Annotated in this window: 24 protein-coding genes and 1 tRNA gene; 16 read left to right on the forward strand and 9 right to left on the reverse strand. The window is 68.3% G+C overall.

From position 1 onward, the window contains the following. Nucleotides 1–79: 79 nt before the first annotated feature. Entirely contained in the window at nucleotides 80–715 is a 636-nt protein-coding gene (locus tag BHU06_RS06495) for a TetR/AcrR family transcriptional regulator (RefSeq protein ID WP_070398349.1), read from the forward strand. Nucleotides 716–762: 47 nt separating this feature from the next. Here BHU06_RS06495 and BHU06_RS06500 read toward each other — a convergent pair whose 3' ends face one another. After that, complete coding sequence (locus BHU06_RS06500) at nucleotides 763–1,680, reverse strand: LysR family transcriptional regulator (protein WP_070398350.1); 918 nt, start codon at nucleotides 1,678–1,680, stop codon at nucleotides 763–765. 114 nt (nucleotides 1,681–1,794) lie between these two features. Between BHU06_RS06500 and BHU06_RS06505 the strand changes: the two genes are divergently transcribed. From BHU06_RS06505 to BHU06_RS06530, 6 genes are all read left to right on the forward strand, one after another. Next, the gene (locus tag BHU06_RS06505) at nucleotides 1,795–2,826 is read left to right on the forward strand and encodes a TRAP transporter substrate-binding protein (protein WP_070398351.1); all 1,032 of its coding nucleotides are present in this window, start codon (nucleotides 1,795–1,797) and stop codon (nucleotides 2,824–2,826) included. Beyond that, nucleotides 2,826–3,332: a TRAP transporter small permease gene (locus BHU06_RS06510; RefSeq protein ID WP_070398352.1), complete on the forward strand. Its 507-nt coding sequence runs from the start codon at nucleotides 2,826–2,828 to the stop codon at nucleotides 3,330–3,332. The genes BHU06_RS06505 and BHU06_RS06510 overlap by 1 nt, the downstream gene beginning before the upstream one ends. Next, complete coding sequence (locus BHU06_RS06515) at nucleotides 3,322–4,623, forward strand: TRAP transporter large permease (protein WP_070398353.1); 1,302 nt, start codon at nucleotides 3,322–3,324, stop codon at nucleotides 4,621–4,623. The genes BHU06_RS06510 and BHU06_RS06515 overlap by 11 nt, the downstream gene beginning before the upstream one ends. Before the next feature lie 89 nt (nucleotides 4,624–4,712). After that, nucleotides 4,713–4,805 (forward strand) — tRNA-Leu (locus BHU06_RS06520). A gap of 58 nt (nucleotides 4,806–4,863) precedes the next feature. After that, nucleotides 4,864–5,487 (forward strand): DUF6806 family protein, encoded by a 624-nt coding sequence (locus BHU06_RS06525; RefSeq protein WP_070398354.1) that lies wholly within the window; start codon nucleotides 4,864–4,866, stop codon nucleotides 5,485–5,487. Beyond that, complete coding sequence (locus tag BHU06_RS06530; RefSeq protein WP_070398355.1) at nucleotides 5,487–6,788, forward strand: MFS transporter; 1,302 nt, start codon at nucleotides 5,487–5,489, stop codon at nucleotides 6,786–6,788. Before BHU06_RS06525 ends, BHU06_RS06530 begins: the two co-directional genes overlap by 1 nt. On the opposite strand, the gene murI is transcribed toward BHU06_RS06530, so the two are convergent. Continuing rightward, nucleotides 6,779–7,594: a glutamate racemase gene (gene murI, locus BHU06_RS06535; protein WP_070398356.1), complete on the reverse strand. Its 816-nt coding sequence runs from the start codon at nucleotides 7,592–7,594 to the stop codon at nucleotides 6,779–6,781. The two genes, BHU06_RS06530 and murI, sit on opposite strands and share 10 nt — an antisense overlap. Further along, a complete protein-coding gene (locus tag BHU06_RS06540) occupies nucleotides 7,591–9,144 on the reverse strand; it encodes a fumarate hydratase (RefSeq protein WP_070398357.1) in 1,554 nt (517 codons plus the stop codon). The genes murI and BHU06_RS06540 overlap by 4 nt, the downstream gene beginning before the upstream one ends. A gap of 132 nt (nucleotides 9,145–9,276) precedes the next feature. Between BHU06_RS06540 and BHU06_RS06545 the strand changes: the two genes are divergently transcribed. Then, nucleotides 9,277–9,471 (forward strand): hypothetical protein, encoded by a 195-nt coding sequence (locus BHU06_RS06545; RefSeq protein ID WP_139146971.1) that lies wholly within the window; start codon nucleotides 9,277–9,279, stop codon nucleotides 9,469–9,471. Here the strand turns inward: BHU06_RS06545 and BHU06_RS06550 are convergent. From BHU06_RS06550 to BHU06_RS06560, 3 genes are read right to left on the reverse strand one after another with little or no spacing between them, the layout of a single operon-like run. Continuing rightward, the gene (locus tag BHU06_RS06550) at nucleotides 9,445–11,091 is read right to left on the reverse strand and encodes a hypothetical protein (RefSeq protein ID WP_139146972.1); all 1,647 of its coding nucleotides are present in this window, start codon (nucleotides 11,089–11,091) and stop codon (nucleotides 9,445–9,447) included. The genes BHU06_RS06545 and BHU06_RS06550 overlap by 27 nt on opposite strands. 33 nt (nucleotides 11,092–11,124) lie before the next feature. After that, nucleotides 11,125–11,391, reverse strand: a complete 267-nt coding sequence (locus tag BHU06_RS06555) for a DUF2164 domain-containing protein (protein WP_070398360.1) — start codon at nucleotides 11,389–11,391, stop codon at nucleotides 11,125–11,127. A 24-nt stretch (nucleotides 11,392–11,415) separates the two neighbouring features. Continuing rightward, entirely contained in the window at nucleotides 11,416–12,351 is a 936-nt protein-coding gene (locus BHU06_RS06560; protein ID WP_070398361.1) for a LysR family transcriptional regulator, read from the reverse strand. 146 nt (nucleotides 12,352–12,497) lie between these two features. Between BHU06_RS06560 and BHU06_RS06565 the strand changes: the two genes are divergently transcribed. Genes BHU06_RS06565 through BHU06_RS06595 form a run of 7 tightly spaced genes read left to right on the forward strand, consistent with a single transcriptional unit; the run spans nucleotide 12,498 to nucleotide 17,586 of the window. Then, a complete protein-coding gene (locus tag BHU06_RS06565) occupies nucleotides 12,498–13,328 on the forward strand; it encodes an intradiol ring-cleavage dioxygenase (protein WP_070398362.1) in 831 nt (276 codons plus the stop codon). 36 nt (nucleotides 13,329–13,364) lie between these two features. Beyond that, complete coding sequence (locus tag BHU06_RS06570) at nucleotides 13,365–14,462, forward strand: C4-dicarboxylate TRAP transporter substrate-binding protein (protein ID WP_070398363.1); 1,098 nt, start codon at nucleotides 13,365–13,367, stop codon at nucleotides 14,460–14,462. A gap of 9 nt (nucleotides 14,463–14,471) precedes the next feature. Then, the gene (locus BHU06_RS06575; RefSeq protein WP_070398364.1) at nucleotides 14,472–15,032 is read left to right on the forward strand and encodes a TRAP transporter small permease subunit; all 561 of its coding nucleotides are present in this window, start codon (nucleotides 14,472–14,474) and stop codon (nucleotides 15,030–15,032) included. Continuing rightward, entirely contained in the window at nucleotides 15,025–16,344 is a 1,320-nt protein-coding gene (locus tag BHU06_RS06580) for a TRAP transporter large permease (protein ID WP_070398365.1), read from the forward strand. The genes BHU06_RS06575 and BHU06_RS06580 overlap by 8 nt, the downstream gene beginning before the upstream one ends. Nucleotides 16,345–16,348: 4 nt before the next feature. Next, nucleotides 16,349–16,654, forward strand: a complete 306-nt coding sequence (locus BHU06_RS06585) for a YciI family protein (RefSeq protein ID WP_070398366.1) — start codon at nucleotides 16,349–16,351, stop codon at nucleotides 16,652–16,654. A gap of 9 nt (nucleotides 16,655–16,663) precedes the next feature. Then, entirely contained in the window at nucleotides 16,664–16,972 is a 309-nt protein-coding gene (locus BHU06_RS06590; RefSeq protein ID WP_175442808.1) for a Dabb family protein, read from the forward strand. Further along, complete coding sequence (locus BHU06_RS06595) at nucleotides 16,972–17,586, forward strand: malonic semialdehyde reductase (protein WP_070398367.1); 615 nt, start codon at nucleotides 16,972–16,974, stop codon at nucleotides 17,584–17,586. Before BHU06_RS06590 ends, BHU06_RS06595 begins: the two co-directional genes overlap by 1 nt. Nucleotides 17,587–17,660: 74 nt before the next feature. Here the strand turns inward: BHU06_RS06595 and BHU06_RS06600 are convergent, their stop codons facing one another. The 3 genes from BHU06_RS06600 to BHU06_RS06610 form a co-directional block, all read right to left on the reverse strand. Further along, nucleotides 17,661–18,440, reverse strand: a complete 780-nt coding sequence (locus tag BHU06_RS06600; protein WP_070398368.1) for a peptidylprolyl isomerase — start codon at nucleotides 18,438–18,440, stop codon at nucleotides 17,661–17,663. Nucleotides 18,441–18,529: 89 nt separating this feature from the next. Continuing rightward, nucleotides 18,530–18,802 (reverse strand): BolA family transcriptional regulator, encoded by a 273-nt coding sequence (locus tag BHU06_RS06605; RefSeq protein ID WP_070398369.1) that lies wholly within the window; start codon nucleotides 18,800–18,802, stop codon nucleotides 18,530–18,532. A gap of 7 nt (nucleotides 18,803–18,809) precedes the next feature. Beyond that, complete coding sequence (locus tag BHU06_RS06610) at nucleotides 18,810–19,355, reverse strand: septation protein A (protein ID WP_070398370.1); 546 nt, start codon at nucleotides 19,353–19,355, stop codon at nucleotides 18,810–18,812. Between the two features lie 108 nt (nucleotides 19,356–19,463). Here BHU06_RS06610 and BHU06_RS06615 point away from each other — a divergent pair, with 108 nt between their 5' ends. Continuing rightward, nucleotides 19,464–20,426: a YcjF family protein gene (locus BHU06_RS06615; RefSeq protein WP_070398371.1), complete on the forward strand. Its 963-nt coding sequence runs from the start codon at nucleotides 19,464–19,466 to the stop codon at nucleotides 20,424–20,426. Nucleotides 20,427–20,429 lie beyond the last annotated feature (3 nt).

Here is a 20,429-nt window from a genome sequence, read left to right on the forward strand (position 1 = left end):
GGGTTAGTACAGGGTTTATCCCTATCTCCATACATTTCTGTATGGAAGATTCGCGGGGCGCCGCCGATAGAATTTCCGCGTGAGTTCCGGCGCCGCTTCTCCCGCCAGCCCCGCGCGCAAGTCCCGTGGGGCGGGCGAGGCCGCGCGCGCTCCGCTCACGCCCGACACCTGGATCGAGGCCGCCACCGGGGTGCTGGTGGACCAGGGCATCGACCACGTGCGGGTGGACCTGCTGGCGCAGCACCTGGGCGTCACGCGCGGCAGCTTCTACTGGCATTTCAAGGACCGCGAGGACCTGCTGCGCCGCGTGCTGCAGGCCTGGCGCGAAACGGCCACCGAGAACCTTACGGTGCGCCTGGAGTCGGCGAACGAGGACCCGATGGAACAGTTGCGCGGTGTGCTGTCGCTGCCGTTCCGGGGCCGGGCGGCGGCGCGTGCCGCGCGCATCGAGCTGGCGATCCGCGCCTGGGCGCGGCGCGACCAGATGGCGCGCTTCGCGGTCGACGAGGCGGATTCGAGCCGCATCGGCTACATCGCACAGCTGTTCTCGGCCCTGGGTTTTCCGGTGGTGGAGGCGCGCTCGCGGGCCTTCCTGCTGTACAGCTACGTGGTGTCGGAGTCGCTGATGCCCACGCTGAGCACCCCGGCGCAGAAAGACGACCGGCGCCGCTTCGCCGAGCGCTTGTTCACGCAGAAGCTGGGCGCGGCGGGCTGATGTGCGTCGGCCAGCAGGCCCGCGCCGCAACCCCAAGCTTGGTCGGTCTACCGCCGGAACAGCCGGTGCACCTGCTCCCGTATCCACATCTGCGCCGGGTCGTTCGCCGTGCTGCTGTGCCACACCAGGCGCACTTCGTAGTCGGGTGAGCTGTCGTGCGGCAGCTCCCACACGCGCATGTCGTGGCGCCGGCTCAGGTTGTCGGCGTACATCTGCGGCACGATGGTGAGCAGGTCGGTGCTGAGCGCCAGATCGGGCAGGGCGCCGAAGTGGCGCGCGCGCAGCACGATGCGGTCCGACAGGTTCAGGCGCACCAGCATCTTCTCCACGCTGCCATGGAAGGTGGCCGTGGGCGAGGCCACCACCAGCGGGGCGCTGGCCAATTGTTCGGGCGTGAGCCGCCCGCTGGCGCGGCCTGCGGACGGGCGCCAACCGCCGGAGCTCATGGCCACGTAGTGTTCGCGGAACAGCAGGTCGGCGCGGATGCCGCGGTGGCGCGGGTTGAGGATGCCGATGGCGAAGTCGATCTCGCGCGCCTCCAGCGCGCCAGCCAGGTCTTCGGCGGCCACGGCCACGTTGGACAGCCGGGCGTGCGGCGCCTGCTCGCGCAGCGCGGCGGCCAGCGGGGGCATGAACATCATCTCGCCCAGGTCGGACAGGGAGGTCTTCCAGTGCACCTCGCTGCGCGCGGGGTCGAAGGCCTCGTGCACGCTCATGGTCGATTCGAGGCGCTGGAGCAGCTCGGTGACCTCGGGGGCGATGCGCTCACACACGCGCGTGGGTTTCAGGCCGCCAGGGGTGCGCACGAAGAGCTCGTCGTCGAGGTGGCCGCGCAGGCGGGCGAGGGCGCTGCTGGTGGCGGATTGGGACAGCGACAGCGCCTTGCCGGCCGCCGTGACCGAACCGGTGCGGTGGATGGCGGCGAGCACGCGAAGCAGGTTCAGGTCGAGCTGGCGGAAGTTCATGGCGAATGATATCCACGCTGTGGATATACCTCATCGACAGATTCGGTTGGACAGATAGGCGCGTCGCCCCTACATTGCCGCCCCAACCCGCCTTTCACACCAAGGAGACAAACGATGCAGCCCTCTCGCAAGACCCTCTTCCGCCTGGCCGCCCTGTCGGCCCTCGCCCTCGGCGCCCTGAGCGCGCAGGCGCAGGACAAGCCCGTCGAACTCAAGTTCGCGCACTGGCTGCCGGGCACGCACCCGCTGTCCAAGCTCGGCTTCGAGCCCTGGGCCAAATCGGTGGAAGCGGCCTCCAAGGGCTCGATCAAGGTGATGCTGTTCCCCGCGCAGCAGCTGGGCAAGGCCGCCGACCACTACGACATGGCGCGCGACGGCATCGCCCAGATGACCTGGGTGAACCCCGGCTACCAGGCCGGCCGCTTCCCGCTCATCGCGGCCGGCGAGCTGCCCTTCCTGCTCGGCAAGCCCGGCCCGGCCTCGGCCGCGCTGGACCAGTGGTACCGCAAGTACTCGGACAAGGAAATGAAGGACGTGAAGTTCTGCTTCGCGCACGTGCACGTGGGCACCTTCCACTCCAAGAACCCCATCACCGAACCCGGCCAGCTCAAGGGCCTGAAGATCCGCTCGGCCAACGGCACCGTGGCGCAGACCATGAGCCTGCTGGGCGCCACCAACGTGCAGGTCTCGGCGCCCGAGTCGCGCGACGCGATCCAGAAGGGCCTGGCCGACGCCATCACCTTCCCCTGGGGTTCCATCATTTCCTTCGGCATCGACAAGGCGGTGAAGTACCACAGCGACATGCGTTTCTATGCCTCCGACTTCGTCTGGGTGATGAACAAGCCCTGGTACGACGGCCTGGCCGCCGGCCAGAAGAAGGTCATCGACGATCACTGCAGCAACGAATGGGCCGGCAAGGTCGGCGCCAGCTGGGGCGACGAAGAGGACAGCGGCCGCGAGAAGCTCGAGAAGACCGCCGGCCACACGCTGGTGAAAATCTCGCCCGCGCAGATGGATGCCTGGAAGAAGGCCGTGCAGCCCGTCTACGCCGACTGGGTGAAGGCCGCTAGCGCCACCGGCGTCAACGGCCAGGCCGCGCTCGATGAGCTGCGCAAGGAGCTGGCCGCCCGCGGGGGCGCGAACTGATGAAGCGGCTGCTGTCGGCGGTCGAGACGCTGGCCGCGCTCTCGCTGCTCGTGATCGCGCTGCTGACGGCGGGCAACGTGCTCGTGCGCTACTCCTTCGGCTGGCAGGTTCCCGACTGGTTCGACGGCACGCAGATGCTGCTGGGCATCGCGATGTTCTGGGGCATCGCGCTGGCCACCTGGTACGGCAACCACATCGCGGTCGACCTGCTGTGGGAGGCGCTGGGCCCGCGCGGCAAGCGCGTCATCGACGTGCTGGCCACCGCCGTGACCCTGGCATTCCTGGTGCCGCTGGCCTGGATGGTCTGGGTCAAGGTGGGCGGCACGGGCAGCCAGGGCACCATGGACCTGCGCCTGCCGCTCAAGTGGTTCTACAGCGCGGCCGCCGTGGGCGCGACCGTGGCCGCCGTGCTGGCCGCGGTGCGCCTGGGGCTGCTGCCCTTTGGCCGCGAGGCGCACGCCGAGGCCGTCGACGAAATCACCGCAGAGGGCATTCATGGATCGTGACCTGGTGGCCCTGCTGGGCTTCGTCGGCATGTTCGCGCTGATGGCGCTGCGCGTGCCCATCGGCGTGGCCATGGGCATCGCGGGCGTGGCGGGCTTCGCCGCGCTCAGCGGCCTCACGCCTGGCCTGAACCTGCTGGCCAACGTGCCGCTGTCGGTGCTGACCGACTACAACCTCATCGTTATCCCGATGTTCATCCTGATGGGGGCCTTCGCCTCGCATTCGGGCATGAGTGCGGAGCTGTTCGCGGCTGGCCGCGCCTGGCTGCACCACCGCCGCGGCGGCCTGGCGCTGGCCTCGGTGGCGGCCTGTGGCGGCTTCTCGGCCATCAACGGTTCGTCGGTGGCCACGGCCGCCACCATGACGCAGGTGGCGCTGCCCGAGATGCGCCGCGCCGGCTACGAGCCCGGCATTTCGGCCGGTCTCATCGCGGCCGGCGGCACGCTGGGCATCATGATCCCGCCCTCGGTGATCCTGGTGCTCTACGGCATCATGACCGAGGTGGACATCACCGCGCTGTTCGCGGCCGGGGTGATACCGGGCCTGATGGCGGTCGTCTTCTACTCGGTGGTGGTGGCCATCATCGCCCGGGTGAAGCCCGAGTGGATGCCGCGGGGCGAGCGCCACGGCTGGGCCGAGCGATTCGCCAGCCTCAAGCCGCTGTGGGCCGTGGTCGTGCTCTTCGTGTTCGTGCTCGGCGGCATCTACGGCGGCCTGTTCACGGTACAGGAGGCGGCGGGCGTGGGCGCCACGGGCACGCTCGTGATCGGCATGGCGCGCGGGCGCCTGCGCTGGCCGCAGATCAAGGAGGCGCTGATCAGCGCGCTGCGCGTGTCCTCGGCCATCATGACCATCGTGGTCGGCGCCTACCTCTTCGGCTACTTCCTCACCATCACCCAGTTCACCCAAAACGCGGTGGAATTCCTGGTGAACCTGCCGATCGGGCCCTATGGCGTGCTGGCGCTCATCATGTTGGGCTACCTGGTCCTGGGCGCCGTGATGGACGAGCTGGCCATGATCCTGCTGACCGTGCCCATCGTGTTTCCCGCGATGGTGCATCTGGGCTTCGACCCGGTCTGGTTCGGCGTGATCGTGGTGATGGCGGTGACCTTCGGCATGATTTGCCCGCCCGTGGGCATGAACGTGTTCGTCATCAATTCCATTGCGCGCGACCTGTCGCTGGGGCACATCTACCGGGGCACCATGCCGTTCATCGCGGCGGACGTGGTCCGGCTGTTCATCCTCTGCGCCTTCCCCTCGCTCTCTCTCTGGCTGCCCGGCCTGCTGGCCTAGCGAGGGCCTTCCCCCGATCCGACGCCCCCCGGCCCCACGGCCGGTGGGGCCGTTCGCGTTCACCTGCGACAATCGCGCCCCTGGCCCCTGCCTCGATGGTGAAATTGGTAGACACAGCGGACTTAAACTCCGCCGCTTGCCCGCAAGGGGGCGTACCGGTTCGACCCCGGTTCGAGGCACCAGGCGCTTTCCGCGCGGGGGCCTAGGTTTTTTCCGGACAGCCCGGTAGAGTGAGTTTCCATGAGCAGCCGATACGACGCCCCTTTTGAAATCCACGTGCACGGTGACGTGCCCCTGCGCGAGGACGTGGTGTTCGAGCAGATCCAGGAGGCCCTCAAGCCCCTGTGGCAGTACGCGGGCGGCCGTTCGCTCGCGGCGGTGGCCGAGAGCAGCTACGAGGACGAGCCCGGCATCCGCTTCGACGCCGAGTCGCACACCCTGCAGATCTGCTGGACGGTCAATGGCGACGAGGACTTCCGCCAGGCCGTCGAGGACGCCTGCATGGGCCTGAACGAAATCGCCTCGGCCGGCGCGCCGCTGGAGGTGTCGTTCTACGACACCGAGTTCGACGAGGAAGACGAGAACAACGAGGACGAGGCGCGCGACGATTTCGTCATGTGCTTCGTCGGTCCCACGCCCGCGGCCATCATGCAGGTTCAGCGCGACCTGCTGGTGCAGGACGTGGTGCAGGTGATGGAGCGCCACTTCGACGCCTCGGAGCTGGGTGACGTGGTGGCCTCGATCGACAAGCTGTTCAACCAGCGCTTCGACGCCCTCGTCAGTTCCATGCAGCTGGGCAAGCCGCCGCGCGGCCACGGACCCTCGGGCCACGGCGGACCGCGCAAACCGCGGCACCTGCACTGATGCTCGCCAGCGCCCTGAACCCCGGCGTGCGCAAGCGCGAGGTGTTCGGCTGGGCGATGTACGACTTCGCCAACTCGGGCTACACCACGGTGGTGCTCACCGCCGTATTCGCCGCCTACTTCGTTGGTGGGGTGGCCGGCGGTGCCCATTGGGCCACCTTCGCCTGGACCGCCGCGCTCAGCCTGTCCAACCTGATCGTGATGTTCACCGTCCCGGCCATGGGCGCCTGGGCCGACCGGCACGCCGCCAAGAAGCGCCTGCTCATGCTCACCACCCTGGGCTGCGTGGCCGCCACGGCGGGCCTGGCCCTGGTGCAGCCCGGCGCGGTGGCGCTGGGCGTGGTGCTCATCGTGCTGTCCAACGTCTGCTACGCCTGGGGCGAATCGTTCATCGCGGCCTTCCTGCCCGAGATCGCCCGGCCGGAGGCCATGGGCCGGGTGAGTGGCTGGGGCTGGAGCCTGGGCTACGTGGGCGGCATGCTCACGCTGGGCCTGTGCCTGGCCTACGTGCTGTGGGCCCAGGCCCAGGGGCAGAAGGCGGGGCAGTTCGTGCCCGTCACCATGATCGTCACCGCCGCCATCTTCGGTCTGGCTTCGCTGGTCACGCTGTCGCTGCTGCGCGAGCGCGCCCAGCCCCAGGCCGGCCGCGAGGGCGGCTGGCGCGCCTCGCTGCGCCGGCTGCGCGCCACCTTCCAGCAGGCACGCCACTACCGCGACTTCATGTGGCTGCTGGCCTGCACGGCGGCCTACCAGGGCGGCGTGGCTGTGGCCGTGGCGCTGGCGGCGATCTACGCCGAGCAGGTCATCGGCTTCGCGCAGCAGGAAACCATGGCGCTGATCTTCGTGCTCAACGTCGCGGCCATGGCGGGGGCCTTCGCCTTCGGTTACGGGCAAGACCGCCTGGGCCACAAGCTCGCGCTGAGCCTCACCCTGCTGGGCTGGATCGCCACCTGCGTGATCGCCGCGCTCAGCACCACCAAGGGCATGTTCTGGTACGCCGCCGCCATCGCGGGCCTGTGCATGGGCTCCAGCCAGTCGGCCGGACGCGCCATGGCCGGCATGCTGGCGCCGCCCGCGCAGCTGGCCGAATTCTTCGGGCTGTGGACCTTCGCCGTGCGTGTGGCCAGCATCGTGGGGCCGCTCAGCTACGGCGCCATCACCTGGATGACCGGTGGCAACCAGCGCCTGGCCATCGTGTCCACCGCCGTGCTGTTCGCGCTGGGACTGCTGCTGCTGCTGCCGGTGAACATGCGGCGCGGGCGCGAGGCCGCGCTCACCGCGCCGAGCACCGCTCAGCTCTGAGGCGACCGCACCTCGGCCGGCAGGTTCAGCCACTGCCGCGTGGCGCGCCGCAGCGATTCCGGATGGCCGGTGCTGCGCCACGTTGGCGAGGGCAGGGCCTCGCCGCTCCCTGGCCCGGCGCCCGGCAGCAGGTGCCGCGCGCGGCGCGCCACCGCTTCGGCCGGATCGATCAACGCGATCGGCCCCTCGCTGGCGGCCAGCCAGGCCTCGCGCACCAGCGGGTAGTGCGTGCAGCCCAGCACCAGGGTGTCGATGGCCGGGGCTTCGTCCAGCAGCGCCCGCAGGTGGCGGTGGCACAGTGCCCGCGCGAGCGCTTCGTCGCCGCGTTCGATGGCATCGGCCAGGCCGTCGGCCGCGCGCTCATGCACGCTCGGCCCGCCTGCCGCGCCCGCCAGGCAGGCCGAGCGCAAGGCCTGGTAGCGCGCGCTGTTCAGCGTGGCGCGCGTGGCGACGACGCCCACGCGTCCGCTGCGCGTGGCGGCCAGGGCCGGGCGCACGGCGGGCTCGATGCCCACGATGGGCAGGTCGGGGTGCTCTTGCCGCAGCGCGTCGATGGCCACGGCGGTGGCCGTGTTGCAGGCCAGCACCAGCAGGTCCAGGGGCTCGCAGGCCCGCCAGTCGCGCACGAGGGCGGTGACGCGCCCCCGCAGCGCCTCGGGGGGCCGCTCGCCGTAGGGCGCCCAGGCGTTGTCGGCCAGGTAGCTCAGGTGGGCGCCGGGCAACGCCGCGCGCAGGGCGCGCCAGACGCTCAGCCCGCCGACGCCGCTGTCGAAGACGCCGACGGCGGTGACGGGCGAGCCGCTCAAACGCTGGCCAGTGCGATGCCCTTGAACTCGCCCGAGGCGATGCGCTGGCTCCACTCGGCCGGGCCGGTGATGTGCGCGCTGGTGCCGCCGGCGTCCACGGCCACGGTCACGGGCATGTCGACCACGTCGAACTCGTAGATGGCTTCCATGCCGAGGTCTTCGAAGCCCACCACCTTGGCCGTCTTGATGGCCTTGGACACGAGGTAGGCCGCACCGCCCACGGCCATGAGGTAGGCGCTCTTGTGCTGCTTGATCGCCTCGATGGCGACCGGGCCGCGCTCGGCCTTGCCGATCATGGCGATCAGGCCGGTCTTCTCCAACATCATGCCGGTGAACTTGTCCATGCGCGTGGCGGTGGTGGGGCCGGCGGGGCCCACGGCCTCGTCGCGCACCGGGTCCACCGGGCCCACGTAGTAGATGACGCGGTTGGTGAAGTCCACCGGCAGCTTCTCGCCCTTGGCCAGCATGTCCTGGATGCGCTTGTGCGCGGCGTCGCGGCCGGTGAGCATCTTGCCGTTGAGCAGCAGGGTCTGGCCGGGCTTCCAGCTGGCCACTTCTTCCTTGGTGAGGGTGTCCAGGTTGACGCGCGTGCTCTTGTTGTAGTCGGGCGCCCAGTGCACGTCGGGCCACAGGTCCAGGCTGGGCGCGTCCAGGTAGGCGGGGCCGCTGCCGTCGAGCACGAAGTGCGCGTGGCGCGTGGCCGCGCAGTTGGGGATCATGGCCACGGGCTTGCTGGCCGCGTGGGTGGGGTACATGGCGATCTTCACGTCCAGCACCGTGGTCAGGCCGCCCAGGCCCTGCGCGCCGATGCCCAGGGCGTTGACCTTCTCGTGCAGCTCCAGGCGCAGCTCTTCCACCTGCGTCAGCTTCTCACCCTTGGCGGCCTTGGTCTGCAGCTCGTGCATGTCGATGTCGTCCATGAGCGACTGCTTGGCCATCAGCATGGCCTTCTCGGCCGTGCCGCCGATGCCGATGCCCAGCATGCCCGGCGGGCACCAGCCCGCGCCCATGGTGGGCACGGTCTTGAGCACCCAGTCCACCAGCGAGTCGCTGGGGTTGAGCATCACGAACTTGCTCTTGTTTTCGCTGCCGCCGCCCTTGGCGGCGACGGTCACGTCAACGGTATTGCCCGGAACGATCTCGGTGAAGATGACCGCGGGCGTGTTGTCCTTGGTGTTCTTGCGCGCGAACTGCGGGTCGGCCACCACGCTGGCGCGCAGGGTGTTGTCGGGGTGGTTGTAGCCTCGGCGCACGCCTTCGTTGATGGCGTCGTCCAGGCTGCCGCTGAAGCCCTCGAGCCGCACGTCCATGCCGATCTTGAGGAAGACGTTGACGATGCCGGTGTCCTGGCAGATCGGCCGGTGGCCGGTCGCGCTCATGCGGCTGTTGGTGAGGATCTGCGCGATGGCGTCCTTGGCCGCGGGACTCTGTTCGCGCTGGTAGGCGCGGGCCAGGTGGGCGATGTAGTCGGCGGGGTGGTAGTAGCTGATGTACTGCAGCGCACCGGCGATCGATTCGATGAGGTCGTCGGCCTTGATGGTGGTGGGCATGGTCGGTCGTGGGCTGGGGGGTGGATAACTTGGGGATTATCCCTCTGCGGAAATGGGCGCGCAGGCCGGGGGCCAGGCCGCCCCTTGGCGCTGGCTAGCATGCCGCGCATGCATCCACTTGTCCCTCCGGCCATGCGCGCGCAGGTGTCGGCGGCCGTCGCCCTGCCGGACGGGCTGCTGGCGCAGGCGCGCGCCGCCTACCTGGGGTTGGAAAAGGACGGTCTGGCGAAGCATCCCGACGAGCTTGCCGACTGCATCCGCGCGTTCAGGCACGCGGTCGAAGCGCGGTGCGCCGCCGCCTCAGGTCCGCCGGCGCCAGAACAGTGACACCGAGGCCAGGTAACGAAGCATCTTCATGAGCGACGACCGGCCTTCCGCGGTGGCGAAGGAATAGAACATCACGATCAGCAGCAACCAGGGCATGTAGTAGATCCACAGCTGCGCCCACCAGCCCGGCATGAAGCGAAAGACAGAGTCCAGCAGCAACAGGGGCAGGAGAAGGAGGGCGATCAGGTTGAGCGCCAGGGTCGCGATCCGGGTGACCACCGTGGCCGGGCGGTCGTGGTCCTTGTGGATCGCCACCTCGGCAATGGCGCCGTGCAGCACGGCGCCCGCCACTTCGGGCAGTTGATCGCCTGTTTGGGAGTAGATGATGTCCAGCTCGATGGAGTCCTTGGGGTTGAGCCGGTCAAACTCCAGGCGGATGCTGGCCTCATTCGGCACCGGCAAGGCCCTCCAGCCCGATGACTCGCTGCGCCGCTCGGACATGGCAAGGATGGCCAGGGCATTTTTCAGCTGGAGCTTCAGGGGTGTCGCCACGAGGTTGCTGGCGATCTGGTGCGGCCCCTTGGCCACGAAGCGGACCCGCAGCCGGCTGGCCTCCTGAACCTCCACCCCGTTGACCGTGATGTTGAGTGATTGGGCCGTGGACGAACTGTCGACAAAGATCTCGTCCGAGATGACCTCCCAATGCAGCTCTTTCGTGCGGATGGAGCGCACATAGAAGTAATACGAGATGAGCGCCGAGGCGACGACGCCGAGGATGAAGGCGCCCAGTGTGCTGCCGAGGTAGTACTCGATCCCGGCGATGAAGGGGCGATTGGGGTCGTAGGGCCGGCGGCTGACGTCAAGGTCGTACTTCAGGCTGGTGGGGTCCTTCGCGCCCAATTCTTCCGCCGGGATCAGCACGAAATGCTCAGGCGCCTGGGACGCCCGGAAGGTGAACACCGCGGAGCGGTCTTGGCGGCTGACATCGTCTTGCCAGGTGATGACCTGGTTCTTGTCGTCCAGCATCACCAGCATCGGGTCGAAGTCCTTGGACGACGCGCGGATGGTGTACCAGTCCTTGCTGTCCTTGGCGGCTGGCACCGAAAACCAGTGCGCCGGTTGGGACTGGAACGGTGTGGCCGGGTTGAGCCCTTGCCCGGCGCTCTTTTTGACGTCGACCCGAACGGCGCGCGGCAAGGGGGGAACGAGCGCCGGCGCATGGGCATCGATCACCCAGAGGCTATAGGGCACAGGGGTTTGCGAGGCGTCCCCGCCCACCATGATTTCCAGGCGGTCTCCGGCGCTCACCGTCACCGACAGTTGCTGGGTGGCGAGCCGTGACGGGTGGGGCTGTGCGGTCTTCAGCAACTGCCCGTTCTGCAGAACGGCGAGCACCAGGTGGCGCGTGTCGGAATGCGCCGAGATGCTCAGTTCTCCCGGGGCATCGGCCGTGAACACATGCCTGGCGTGGTGGGGCAGCCGAACGTCCGCCACCGCGTTCTGCGAGAGGAATGCCGTCGACCCTCCGTGGATCTGCCCGTTGTGCAGCTTGCCGGCCACCACGGGAATCGGCTCCGCGCTGGTGGCGGGGTCCGCGGCCACCGCCAGGTTGGCGTGCACGGGCATGAGCAGGGCGATCGCCAGCATGACAACGCGAGGCAAACCGGAGGTGAGGCTCATGGTGGGTCTCGAAGAGTGCAGGGTGGGGGTGGGTCAGCGCCGCGCTTTTGCCTGTCGCCGCCAGTACTGGAACTCGTCCTCGTGGAACTCGATGTCGAGTTCCTGCATGCGCTGCTGCAGCCGCTCCTGCACCTGGGCCACCGTCTGGTTGTAGACCAGCGGGCCGATCTCCTCGAGGAAAAAGTTCAGCAGCGCGCCGGCGCCGATGTTGCCGATGCGCTGGTCGAGCGCTTCCTGGAAGTAGCGTTCGATGGAGGCGATGGCTTGCGCGCGTTCGTCGCGGGGAAGTTCGATGGGCATTGGCGTGGCGTGGTCGAGGGAAGGTCAGTACACCGCAAATCGCCCGGTCCATTTCCGCTCGTAGTCCATCTTGGCGAAGTGCCCCGCCATGAAGTCGATGAAGGCGCGGACCTTGGCCGAGAGGTGCTTGCGGCTGGGGTAGGCGAGGTTGATGGTGAGGTGGGGCAGGTCCCAGTCCTCCAGCACCGGCACCAGGCGGCCGGCCACGATGTCGTCGTAGACGATGTAGCTCGGCTGGATCAGGATGCCCATGCCGTCGAGCGCGGCGGCGCGCACGATCTGGCCGTCGTTGGTCTCCAGCAGTCCCTTGATCTGGATGGTTTTCTGCTCGCCCGTGGCCACCTGGGTGAAGCGAAGTTCGTTCGGTGTGTTGGCGTGCAGGTAGACCAGCAGCTTGTGCTGTTGCAGGTCGTCGAGCCCCTTGGGAAAGCCATGCCGGGCCAGGTAGCCCGGCGAGGCGGCCAGCACGCGGCGCGTTTCGCCCAGGCGGCGGATGGTGATGTTGCTGTCGGGCTCGTACTCGCGCGTGCGGATCGCCACGTCGATGTTGTTGTCGATGATGTCCAGGTAGCGGTTGGCCGCCTCCACGTGCACGCTCACATGGGGGTAGCGCTCGGTGAACTCGCGCAGCAGCGGCGCGATGTGGTGCATGGAAAAGCTCAGCGAGGCCGTCACGCGCAGCAGGCCCGTGGGGTTGAGCGCCGCGGCGTTCACGTCGGACTCGGCGTCGCGCAGGTCACTCAGGATGTTGCGCGCGCGCTGGAAGAATTCCTGCCCGGTGTCGGTGAGGTACAGGCGGCGCGTATTGCGCTCCACCAGGCGCACGCCCAGGCGCTCCTCCAGGGCCGCCAGGTGGCGGCTGGCGCTGGCGTTGCTCAGGTTCAGGGCTTCGGCCGCGCGCGACAGGCTGCCGGTTTCGGCCACCTGCACGAACAGTTCGATCTCGGTCCAGCGGTCCATCGGCTCTCTCGTCGTCTCCGGGTTGTCCCTTGGTTTCTTTCGCGCGCCGGAAAAGTCTTTTGTTTTCCGGGCATTGGTTTTCCATTTCGGGCCGCCTACATTCTGCCGCCACGGTGGCCCCGCGGCACCCAACCGGAGACACGACGGTGAGGAACCTCAACCAGGACAACATCACCCAGGCGGTCATCGCCCGCCTGGCCCAGACACCCGACCCGCGCCTCAAGCAGGTGCTGACCAGCCTGGTGCAGCACCTGCACGCCTTCGCCCGCGAGGTCAAGCTGACCGAGGCCGAATGGGCCTACGGCATCGACTTCCTGACCCGCGTGGGCCACACCTGCGACGAGCAGCGCCAGGAGTTCATCCTGCTGTCGGACACGCTGGGCCTGTCGATGCTGACGGTGGCGCTGAACAACCACAAGCCCCCGGGCTGCACCGAGGCCACGGTGTTCGGGCCTTTCCACGTGGAAGGCGCACCCGAGATGCCGCACGGCGCCGACGTGGCCAACGGCGCGCCCGGCCGGCCCTGCGAGGTCTCGGGCCGCGTGCGCGGCCTGGGCGGCGAGCCGGTGGCGGGCGCGGTCATCGACGTCTGGCAGGCCGACGCCGACGGCCTGTACGACGTGCAGCGCGAAGGCCTGGCCGAGCCGCAGGGCCGGGCGGTGCTGCGCAGCGACGCCGAGGGGCGCTTTCACTTCCGCAGCGTGGTGGCCGAGCCGTACCCCATCCCCAACGACGGTCCCGTGGGCGAGATGCTCACGGCCACCAAGCGCCACCCCTGGCGGCCCGCGCACCTGCATTTCCGCCTGCAGGCGCCCGGTTACGAGACCCTGGTGACGCACGTCTTCCGCGACGGCGACCCCTACCTCGATTCCGACGCCGTGTTCGGCGTGCGCAGTTCCCTGGTGGCCGATTGGGTGGAACAGCCCGACGGCCGCGTCACCCTGGATTTCGACTTCGTGTTGAACCCGTCCCGCTGATTTCGACCCCCTGAGACACAACGAGGAGACAAGACCATGACGATCAAGAAACGCGCTTTCGTGGCCAGTGCCCTGGCCGCCGCCCTGATGGCCGCGGGCCTCGCCCCGGCCCACGCGCAGCAGACATTCAAGCTCACCATCGCGTCCAGCCACCCCACCTCGCTGCCCTGGGTGGGGCTGATGAGCACGCTCTTCGTGCCCGAGGTGAACAAGCGCGTGGAGGCCCTGGGCAAGGGCTACAAGATCGAATGGAAGGAGGCCTACGGCGGCCAGCTCTACAAGATGAACGCCACGCTCACCAGCGTGGGCCAGGGCATCGCCGACATCGGCTGGGTGTTCGCCAACCTCGAAGCGGCCAAGATGCCGCTGACCCAGTACGCCACCGTCACGCCCTTCGCCACCGGCGACGTGCGCACCTTGCTGCAGGTGGCCAACGAGCTGAACGAGAAGATCCCCGCGCTCAAGGCCGAGTGGGACCGCAACAACCTGGTGTTCCTGGGTGCCTCGGGCGTGGACACCTACCACCTGTTCACCAAGAGCCCCATCAGCACCTACGCCGATCTCAGCGGCAAGAAGATCTCGGCGCCCGGCGCGCTGGGCCTGTGGCTCAAGGGCTCGGGCGCGGTGCCGGTGGACGGCTCGCTCACCAGCTACTACACCGACATCCAGACCGGTGTGAGCGAGGGCACCATCTCCATCGCCACCGGCATCCTGCCCAGCAAGGTGTACGAGGTGGCACCCTACGTGACCACGGTGGACATCGGCGCGCTCTACAACGGCGGCATGGCCATCAACAAGGACACCTTCAACGGCATGCCGCCCGAGGTGCAGAAGATCATCAAGGACGTGGGCCTGGAGTACTCGCGCGTGCTGGGCGACACGCTCATGCAGCGCTACGAGGCCGCGCTCAAGGCCATCGGCGAGCAGGGCGCCAAGCAGGCCGTGCCGGTGAAGATCGCGCCCATGGCCCCCGGCGAACGCGAGAAGTGGGCCAAGACCATGCCCAACATCGCGGGCGACTGGGTCAAGGCCAATGCCTCGCGCGGCCCGGCCGCGCAGATCGTGAAGACCTACCTGGAGGAGCTGCGCAAGCGCGGCGCCAAGCCCTTGCGCGACTGGGACAAGGAACTCTGATCGCCCTTCATGAGCTACGAAGCCAACACCAACCTGGAAGAGGCGCCGGTCCCGGCGGCGCCGTCCAGCCCCTTCGGGCGCGTGGTCGACGCGCTCAACGGCCTGGGCTCGATCGTCATCGCGCTCGTCATGGTGCTGATGTGCGCTGACGTGTTCATGCGCAACGCCTTCAACCACCCCCTCGACGGCGTGGCCGAGATGGTCGCGGCCTCGATCATCGTGATCGTGTTCCTGCAACTGCCGGCCACGCTGCGCCACGGCCGCATGAGCCGCGCCGACCTGTTCATCGACCCCTTCGTGACCCGGCGGCCCCAGGCGGGCAAACGCCTGCGGGCGGTGTTCTCGCTTGCGGGCGTCTTCGCCTGCGGCGTGATCGCCTACGCCACCTGGCCGCTGTTCCAGCGCGCCTGGGCGAACAATGAGTTCTTCGGCGTCGAGGGCGTGTTCACCTTCCCCACCTGGCCGATGCGCATCGTGGTGTTCGTGGGCGCGGCGCTGGCGGCGCTGCAGTACGTGCTGTTGGCCTGGCAGGACTGGCGCGAGAGCGGCCGGGGGGGCGACCATGTCTGACCTGCTGCTCGGCTTCATGGCCATCGGGGTGATGCTGGCCTTCATCATCCTGGGCATGCACATCGGCATCGCGCTGATCGTCACGTCCTTCGCAACGGTCTGGCTGATGCGCTCGCCGGAGATCGCCGCCCGCTTCGTCGGCGCGGCAGCCAACGACGCGATCCGCGACTACCTCTTCGGCGTGGTGCCGCTGTTCGTGCTCATGGGCATGTTCGTGAGCGTGAGCGGGGTGGGGCGCGACACCTTCGACGTGTTCCAGTGGCTGTTGCGCCGCCTGCGAGGCGGCCTAGGCCTGGCCACGGTGGGCGCCAACGCGGTGTTCGCGGCCATCACCGGCATCTCCATCGCCTCGGCCTCGGTGTTCACCAAGGTGGCCACGCCCGAGATGATCCGCCACGGCTACACGCCGCGCTTTTCCGTGGGTGTGGTGGCGGGGTCGTCGGTGCTCGGCATGTTGATTCCGCCCTCCCTGCTGATGATCATCTATGGCGTGATCGCAGAGGAGTCGATCGGCCGTCTGTTTCTCGCGGGCATCCTGCCCGGCCTGCTCCTGGCCTTGCTGTTCTGCGCCTTGATCCTGGGCCTGGCCTATCTGCGCCCGAGCAGCATTTACTCCTCGGGCCAGGCCGCGTCGGCGGCCAACCAGGACACTGAAACTTGGGCCAGCGCATCGGTAAAGTTTTTTCCCATCCTGTTGCTCATCGTGCTGGTGCTGGGCGGTTTGTACAGCGGCTTTTTCACGCCCACCGAGGCCGGCGCCGTGGGCGCGGCGGGCGCCTTCGTGATCGCCATCGCCCGCCGACGCCTGACCTGGCGCAAGCTGTGGAACGTGCTCACCGAAACGGGCTACGTGTCGGTGTCGGTGCTGTTCCTCATCGTGGCGGCCTCGCTCTACAGCCGCATGCTCGCGCTCACCGGCATGCCGGCGGCCATCACCACCGGCATCACCGACATGGGCCTCGGCCCCTGGGGCTTTCTGGCGGCCTACCTGCTCATCGTCATCGCGCTGGGCTGCATCATCGACTCGGTCTCGATCATGCTGATCATGCTGCCCATCGTGTTGCCCATCGCCACCAGCTTCGGCATGGACCTGATCTGGTTCGGCGTGCTCACCGTCGTGGCGGTGGAGATCGGCTTGCTCACGCCACCTTTCGGGGTGTCGGTCTATACGGTCAAGAGCGCGCTCAACAACCCCGCGATCACCATCAAGGACATCTTCGCCGGCACCTTGCCCTTCGTGCTGGTGATGGTGTTCTCGCTGTTCGTTCTCGCCATCTTCCCCAGCCTGTCCACCTGGCTGGCGCGCATGTGAACCCATGATCTACGTCTTCCACCTTCTCGACAAACCCGGCGGCCTTGAGCTGCGCCAGCGCATGCGCCCCGAACACAAGGCCTACCTGGGCGCCATGGCCGATCGCATCGCCTTCGCCGGCCCCTTGCTGGCTGACGACGGCGCCACCATGGTGGGCAGCGTGCTGGCCATCGACTTCGACAGCCGCGAGGCCGCGCTGCAATGGCAGGCGCAGGAGCCGTTCACGCGGGCCGGACTCTACGCCAGCGTCTCGGTCTATGCGTTCCAGAACCTGTGGCCACAGAAGGCGGGATTCCCGCCCTCCGCCTGAGCCGACAACATGCCTGTGGTCAAACACATCGTGATGTGGAACATCCTCGGCGACAGCGCGGAGGAGAAGACCCGCAACACACAGCGCCTGAAGGCCGCCTTCGAGGGCATGCGCGGACGCATCCCGGGCCTGCTCGCGTTGGAGATCGGCGTGGACATCAGCCGCGTGGACTACGCCTGCGACGTGGTGCTCTATTCCGAGTTCGAGACAGCACAAGCCCTGGCCGACTACGCTACGCACCCCGAGCACCTGCGCGTGCGCCAGGCGCTCGAAGGCCTGCGCATCGCGCGCCACCAGGTCGACTACTTCCCCCACTGATGCCCGAACCGAAAGGACCCTTCTCCGTGACCCCCCTGGACAACGCCGCCCTCGACACCCTGTTCCTGAAGGCGCGCACCGCCAACGGCTTCCTCGACAAGCCCGTGCCCGAGGCGCTGCTCAAGCAGGTGTACGAGCTGGCCGCGCTCGGCCCCACCTCCATGAACACCCAGCCCACGCGCTACGTGTTCCTGAACTCGAAGGAAGCGCGCGAGCGCCTGTTGCCGGCCATGCTGCCGGGCAACCTGGACAAGACGCGCACCGCGCCGGTGACCGTGATCGTGGCCACCGACACCCGGTTCTACGAGTACATGCCCCAGGTCTGGCACCGCGAGGGCGCGAAGGAGAACTTCGAGGCCAACGCGGCCCTGGCCAGCGCCACCGCCACGCGCAACGGCACCCTCGGTGGCGCCTACTTCATCGTCGCGGCGCGCGCCCTGGGCCTGGACTGCGGTCCCATGAGCGGTTTCGACATTGGCAAGGTCGACGCCGAGTTCTTCCCCGACGGCCGCTGGAAGACCAATTTCCTGATCAACCTCGGCTACGGCGACGACAGCCTGCTGTTCAAGCGCAATGCGCGCCTGGGTTTCGACGAGGCCTGCCGCGTGCTCTGAACGGCCCCGGCGGCGGACACAAAAAAGCGCGGCCGGGCCGCGCTTTTTTCATGCCGGGACGGGCCGGGCGCCGCTCACTGCACCTTGGCCTTGTCGCGCAGCTCCTGCTGGTATTTCTGCATCTTCTGTTGCGCCAGCTGCTGCGCGATCTGCGGTTTGAGCTCTTCCAGCTTGGGGATTTCCGCGTCCCGGATGTCGTCCACGCGGATCACGTGCCAGCCGAACTGGCTCTGCACCGGCGCGTCGGCCAGCTGGCCCTTTTCCAGCTTGAGCAGGGCCTGCGAGAACTCGGGCACGTAGTTCGCCGCGGGCGCCCAGTCCAGATCGCCGCCGTTGGCGCCGGAGCCCGGGTCCTTGGACTGCTTCTTGGCGATGTCCTCGAACTTGGCGCCCTTCTTCAGGCTGGCGATGATGGCCTTGGCCTCGTCTTCCTTCTCGACCAGGATGTGGCGGGCCTTGTATTCCTTGCCGGCGCTGGCGGCCGCGAATTTGTCGTACTCGGCCTTGATCTCCTCGTCGGTCACCGGGTGCTTCTTCTGGTAGTCGGCGAAGAGGGCGCGGATCATGATGGTCTGGCGCGCCAGTTCCATCTGATTCTTGAACTCGGTGCTGTTGGCCACGCCCTTCTTCTGCGCCTCCTGCATGAAGATTTCGCGCAGCACCACTTCTTCCTTGATCTGCGCGCGCACGGCGTCGTCCACCGGCCGGCCCGTGGCCTCGATCTGCTGCACCAGCGCGTCGACGCGCGCCGTGGGCACGGGCTTGCCATTGACGATGGCCACGTTCTGCGCGGCCGCCCAGGGAGCGGTGGTGATCAGCGCCGCCGCGGTCAGTGCCGTGAGGGTGACTTTCATGGAAATCCTCGGAGTTGGAAAAAGGGGTTGGAGCCGACGCGCCCGCGCGGGTTCGCGGGGGATGTGACAGAAGGTAGCCGGGGGCCGTGTCAGCGCTGGATCTCGATGGCCAGGGCGTGCAGCCCGGCGTCGGTGAATTGACGCAGGGCATCATACACAAGGCGATGCTGCGCCACCCGGCCCAGTCCGGCGAAGGCGGGCGCCGCGATGCGCACCCGGAAATGCGTGCCGTAGCCCAGGCCATTGGCGCCCGCATGGCCCGCGTGCGCGGCGCTTTCGTCGATGACTTCCAGGGCGCTGGGCGCGAGGGTGTCGCGCAGCCGCGCCTCAATGGCGGCGGCGGTGGGGACGGTGGGGCTCATGGGTGGCTCAGGTTTCGGAGCGGGGCTCGTCGTCCTTGATGTGGCGCGCGATGTACAGGCCCTGCGCGACGATGAAAAGCACCGGGAAGATGTAGCCCCAGAGCTTGAAGTTCACCCATTGCTCGGTGGTCTGATAGGCGGCGAACCAGGCGTTGATGGCGGCCATGAACAGGAAGTAGCCGACCCAGGCCACCGTCAGGCGCGCCCACACGGGCTGGGGCAGGGTGAGCTGGCTGCCCAGCAGCATCTGCAGGAAGTTCTTCTTCCAGCCCCACAGCGCGGCGCCCAGCACCACGGCCATGCCCGCGTAGAGCACCGTGGGCTTCCATTTGATGAAGCGCTCGTCCTGCAGCACCAGGGTGAGCACGCCGAACACCAGCACCAGCACCAGCGTGATCTTGTGGATGTTCTGCAGCTTGCGGTCGATGGCGTAGACGATGCCGCATTGCGCCACGGTGGCGGCCATGAGCACGCCGGTGGCCAGGTAGATGCCTTGCATCTTGTAGGCGGCGAAGAAGAGCAGGATGGGGAAAAAGTCGATCAGCAGGCGCATGGGTGCGATTATCCGTGGAGCCCGCACCAGGGAACCGCGGCGGGGCCGGGCGGCTCTGACTTTCCGCCGCCGCCTGGCGGCCCTTCCCGTTCGTCGTCTGGAGATTTCATGAGCCCGCAAGAACAGCAAGCCATCCTCACCATCGCCCTCATGGCCGCCCTGGCCGACGGCGCCAAGGCCGACGCCGAGCGCGAGAGCATCCGCGGCATCGCCGAATCCCTGGGCGGGGAGGGGGGGGCCGCCGGCCTGGCCAGGGTGTACCAGGACGTGCTGCTCAAGCGGGTGGACCTGGCGGCCTGTGTGGCCCGGCTGGGCGACCCGGGCCAGCGGGAACTGGCCTACGAAATGGCGGTCTGCGTGTGCGACGCCGACGGCGCCCGCTCGCCGGCCGAAACGGCGTTCCTGGCCGACCTGAAGGCGCGGCTGCGGCCGGATGCGGCCGAATCGGCGGCGTTCGAGAAGGCGGAGGCCGAGCTGGTGGACGCGGCCGCCACCGTGGCGCCCGTGGCGGTGGCCGCCGCCGCGGCCCCGGTCGCGAGCGAGCGGCGCGGGCCCGACGGGGCGGCGCTGGACAAGTCCATCCTGAACTACGCGCTGCTCAACGGCGCGCTGGAGCTGCTGCCGCAGTCCTGGGCCTCGATGGCCATCATTCCGCTGCAGGTCAAGATGGTCTACGAGATCGGCAAGGCGCACGGCGTGGAGCTGGACCAGGGCCACATCCGCGAGTTCATCGCGGCGGTGGGCGTGGGCCTGACCTCGCAGTACCTGGAGCAGTTCGGGCGCAAGCTCATCGGCGGCCTGCTGGGCAAGGCCGCGGGGCGCGCGCTGGGCGGGGTGGGCCGCGCGGCCACCGGCATGGCGTTCTCCTTCGCCACCACCTACGCGCTGGGGCAGGTGGCCAAGCGCTACTACGCGGGCGGGCGCCAGATGAGCACGGACCTGCTCAAGCAGAGCTTCCAGGACCTGCTCGGCCCGGCCAAGCAGATGCAGACGCAGTACCTGCCACAGATCCAGCAGAAGGCCGCCACCCTGGACGCGGGCCAGGTGATGGCGATGGTGCGCGGGCGCTGAACG

It is taken from the genome of Hydrogenophaga sp. PML113, from assembly GCF_001777155.1.
Taxonomy (GTDB): domain Bacteria; phylum Pseudomonadota; class Gammaproteobacteria; order Burkholderiales; family Burkholderiaceae_C; genus Hydrogenophaga; species Hydrogenophaga borbori.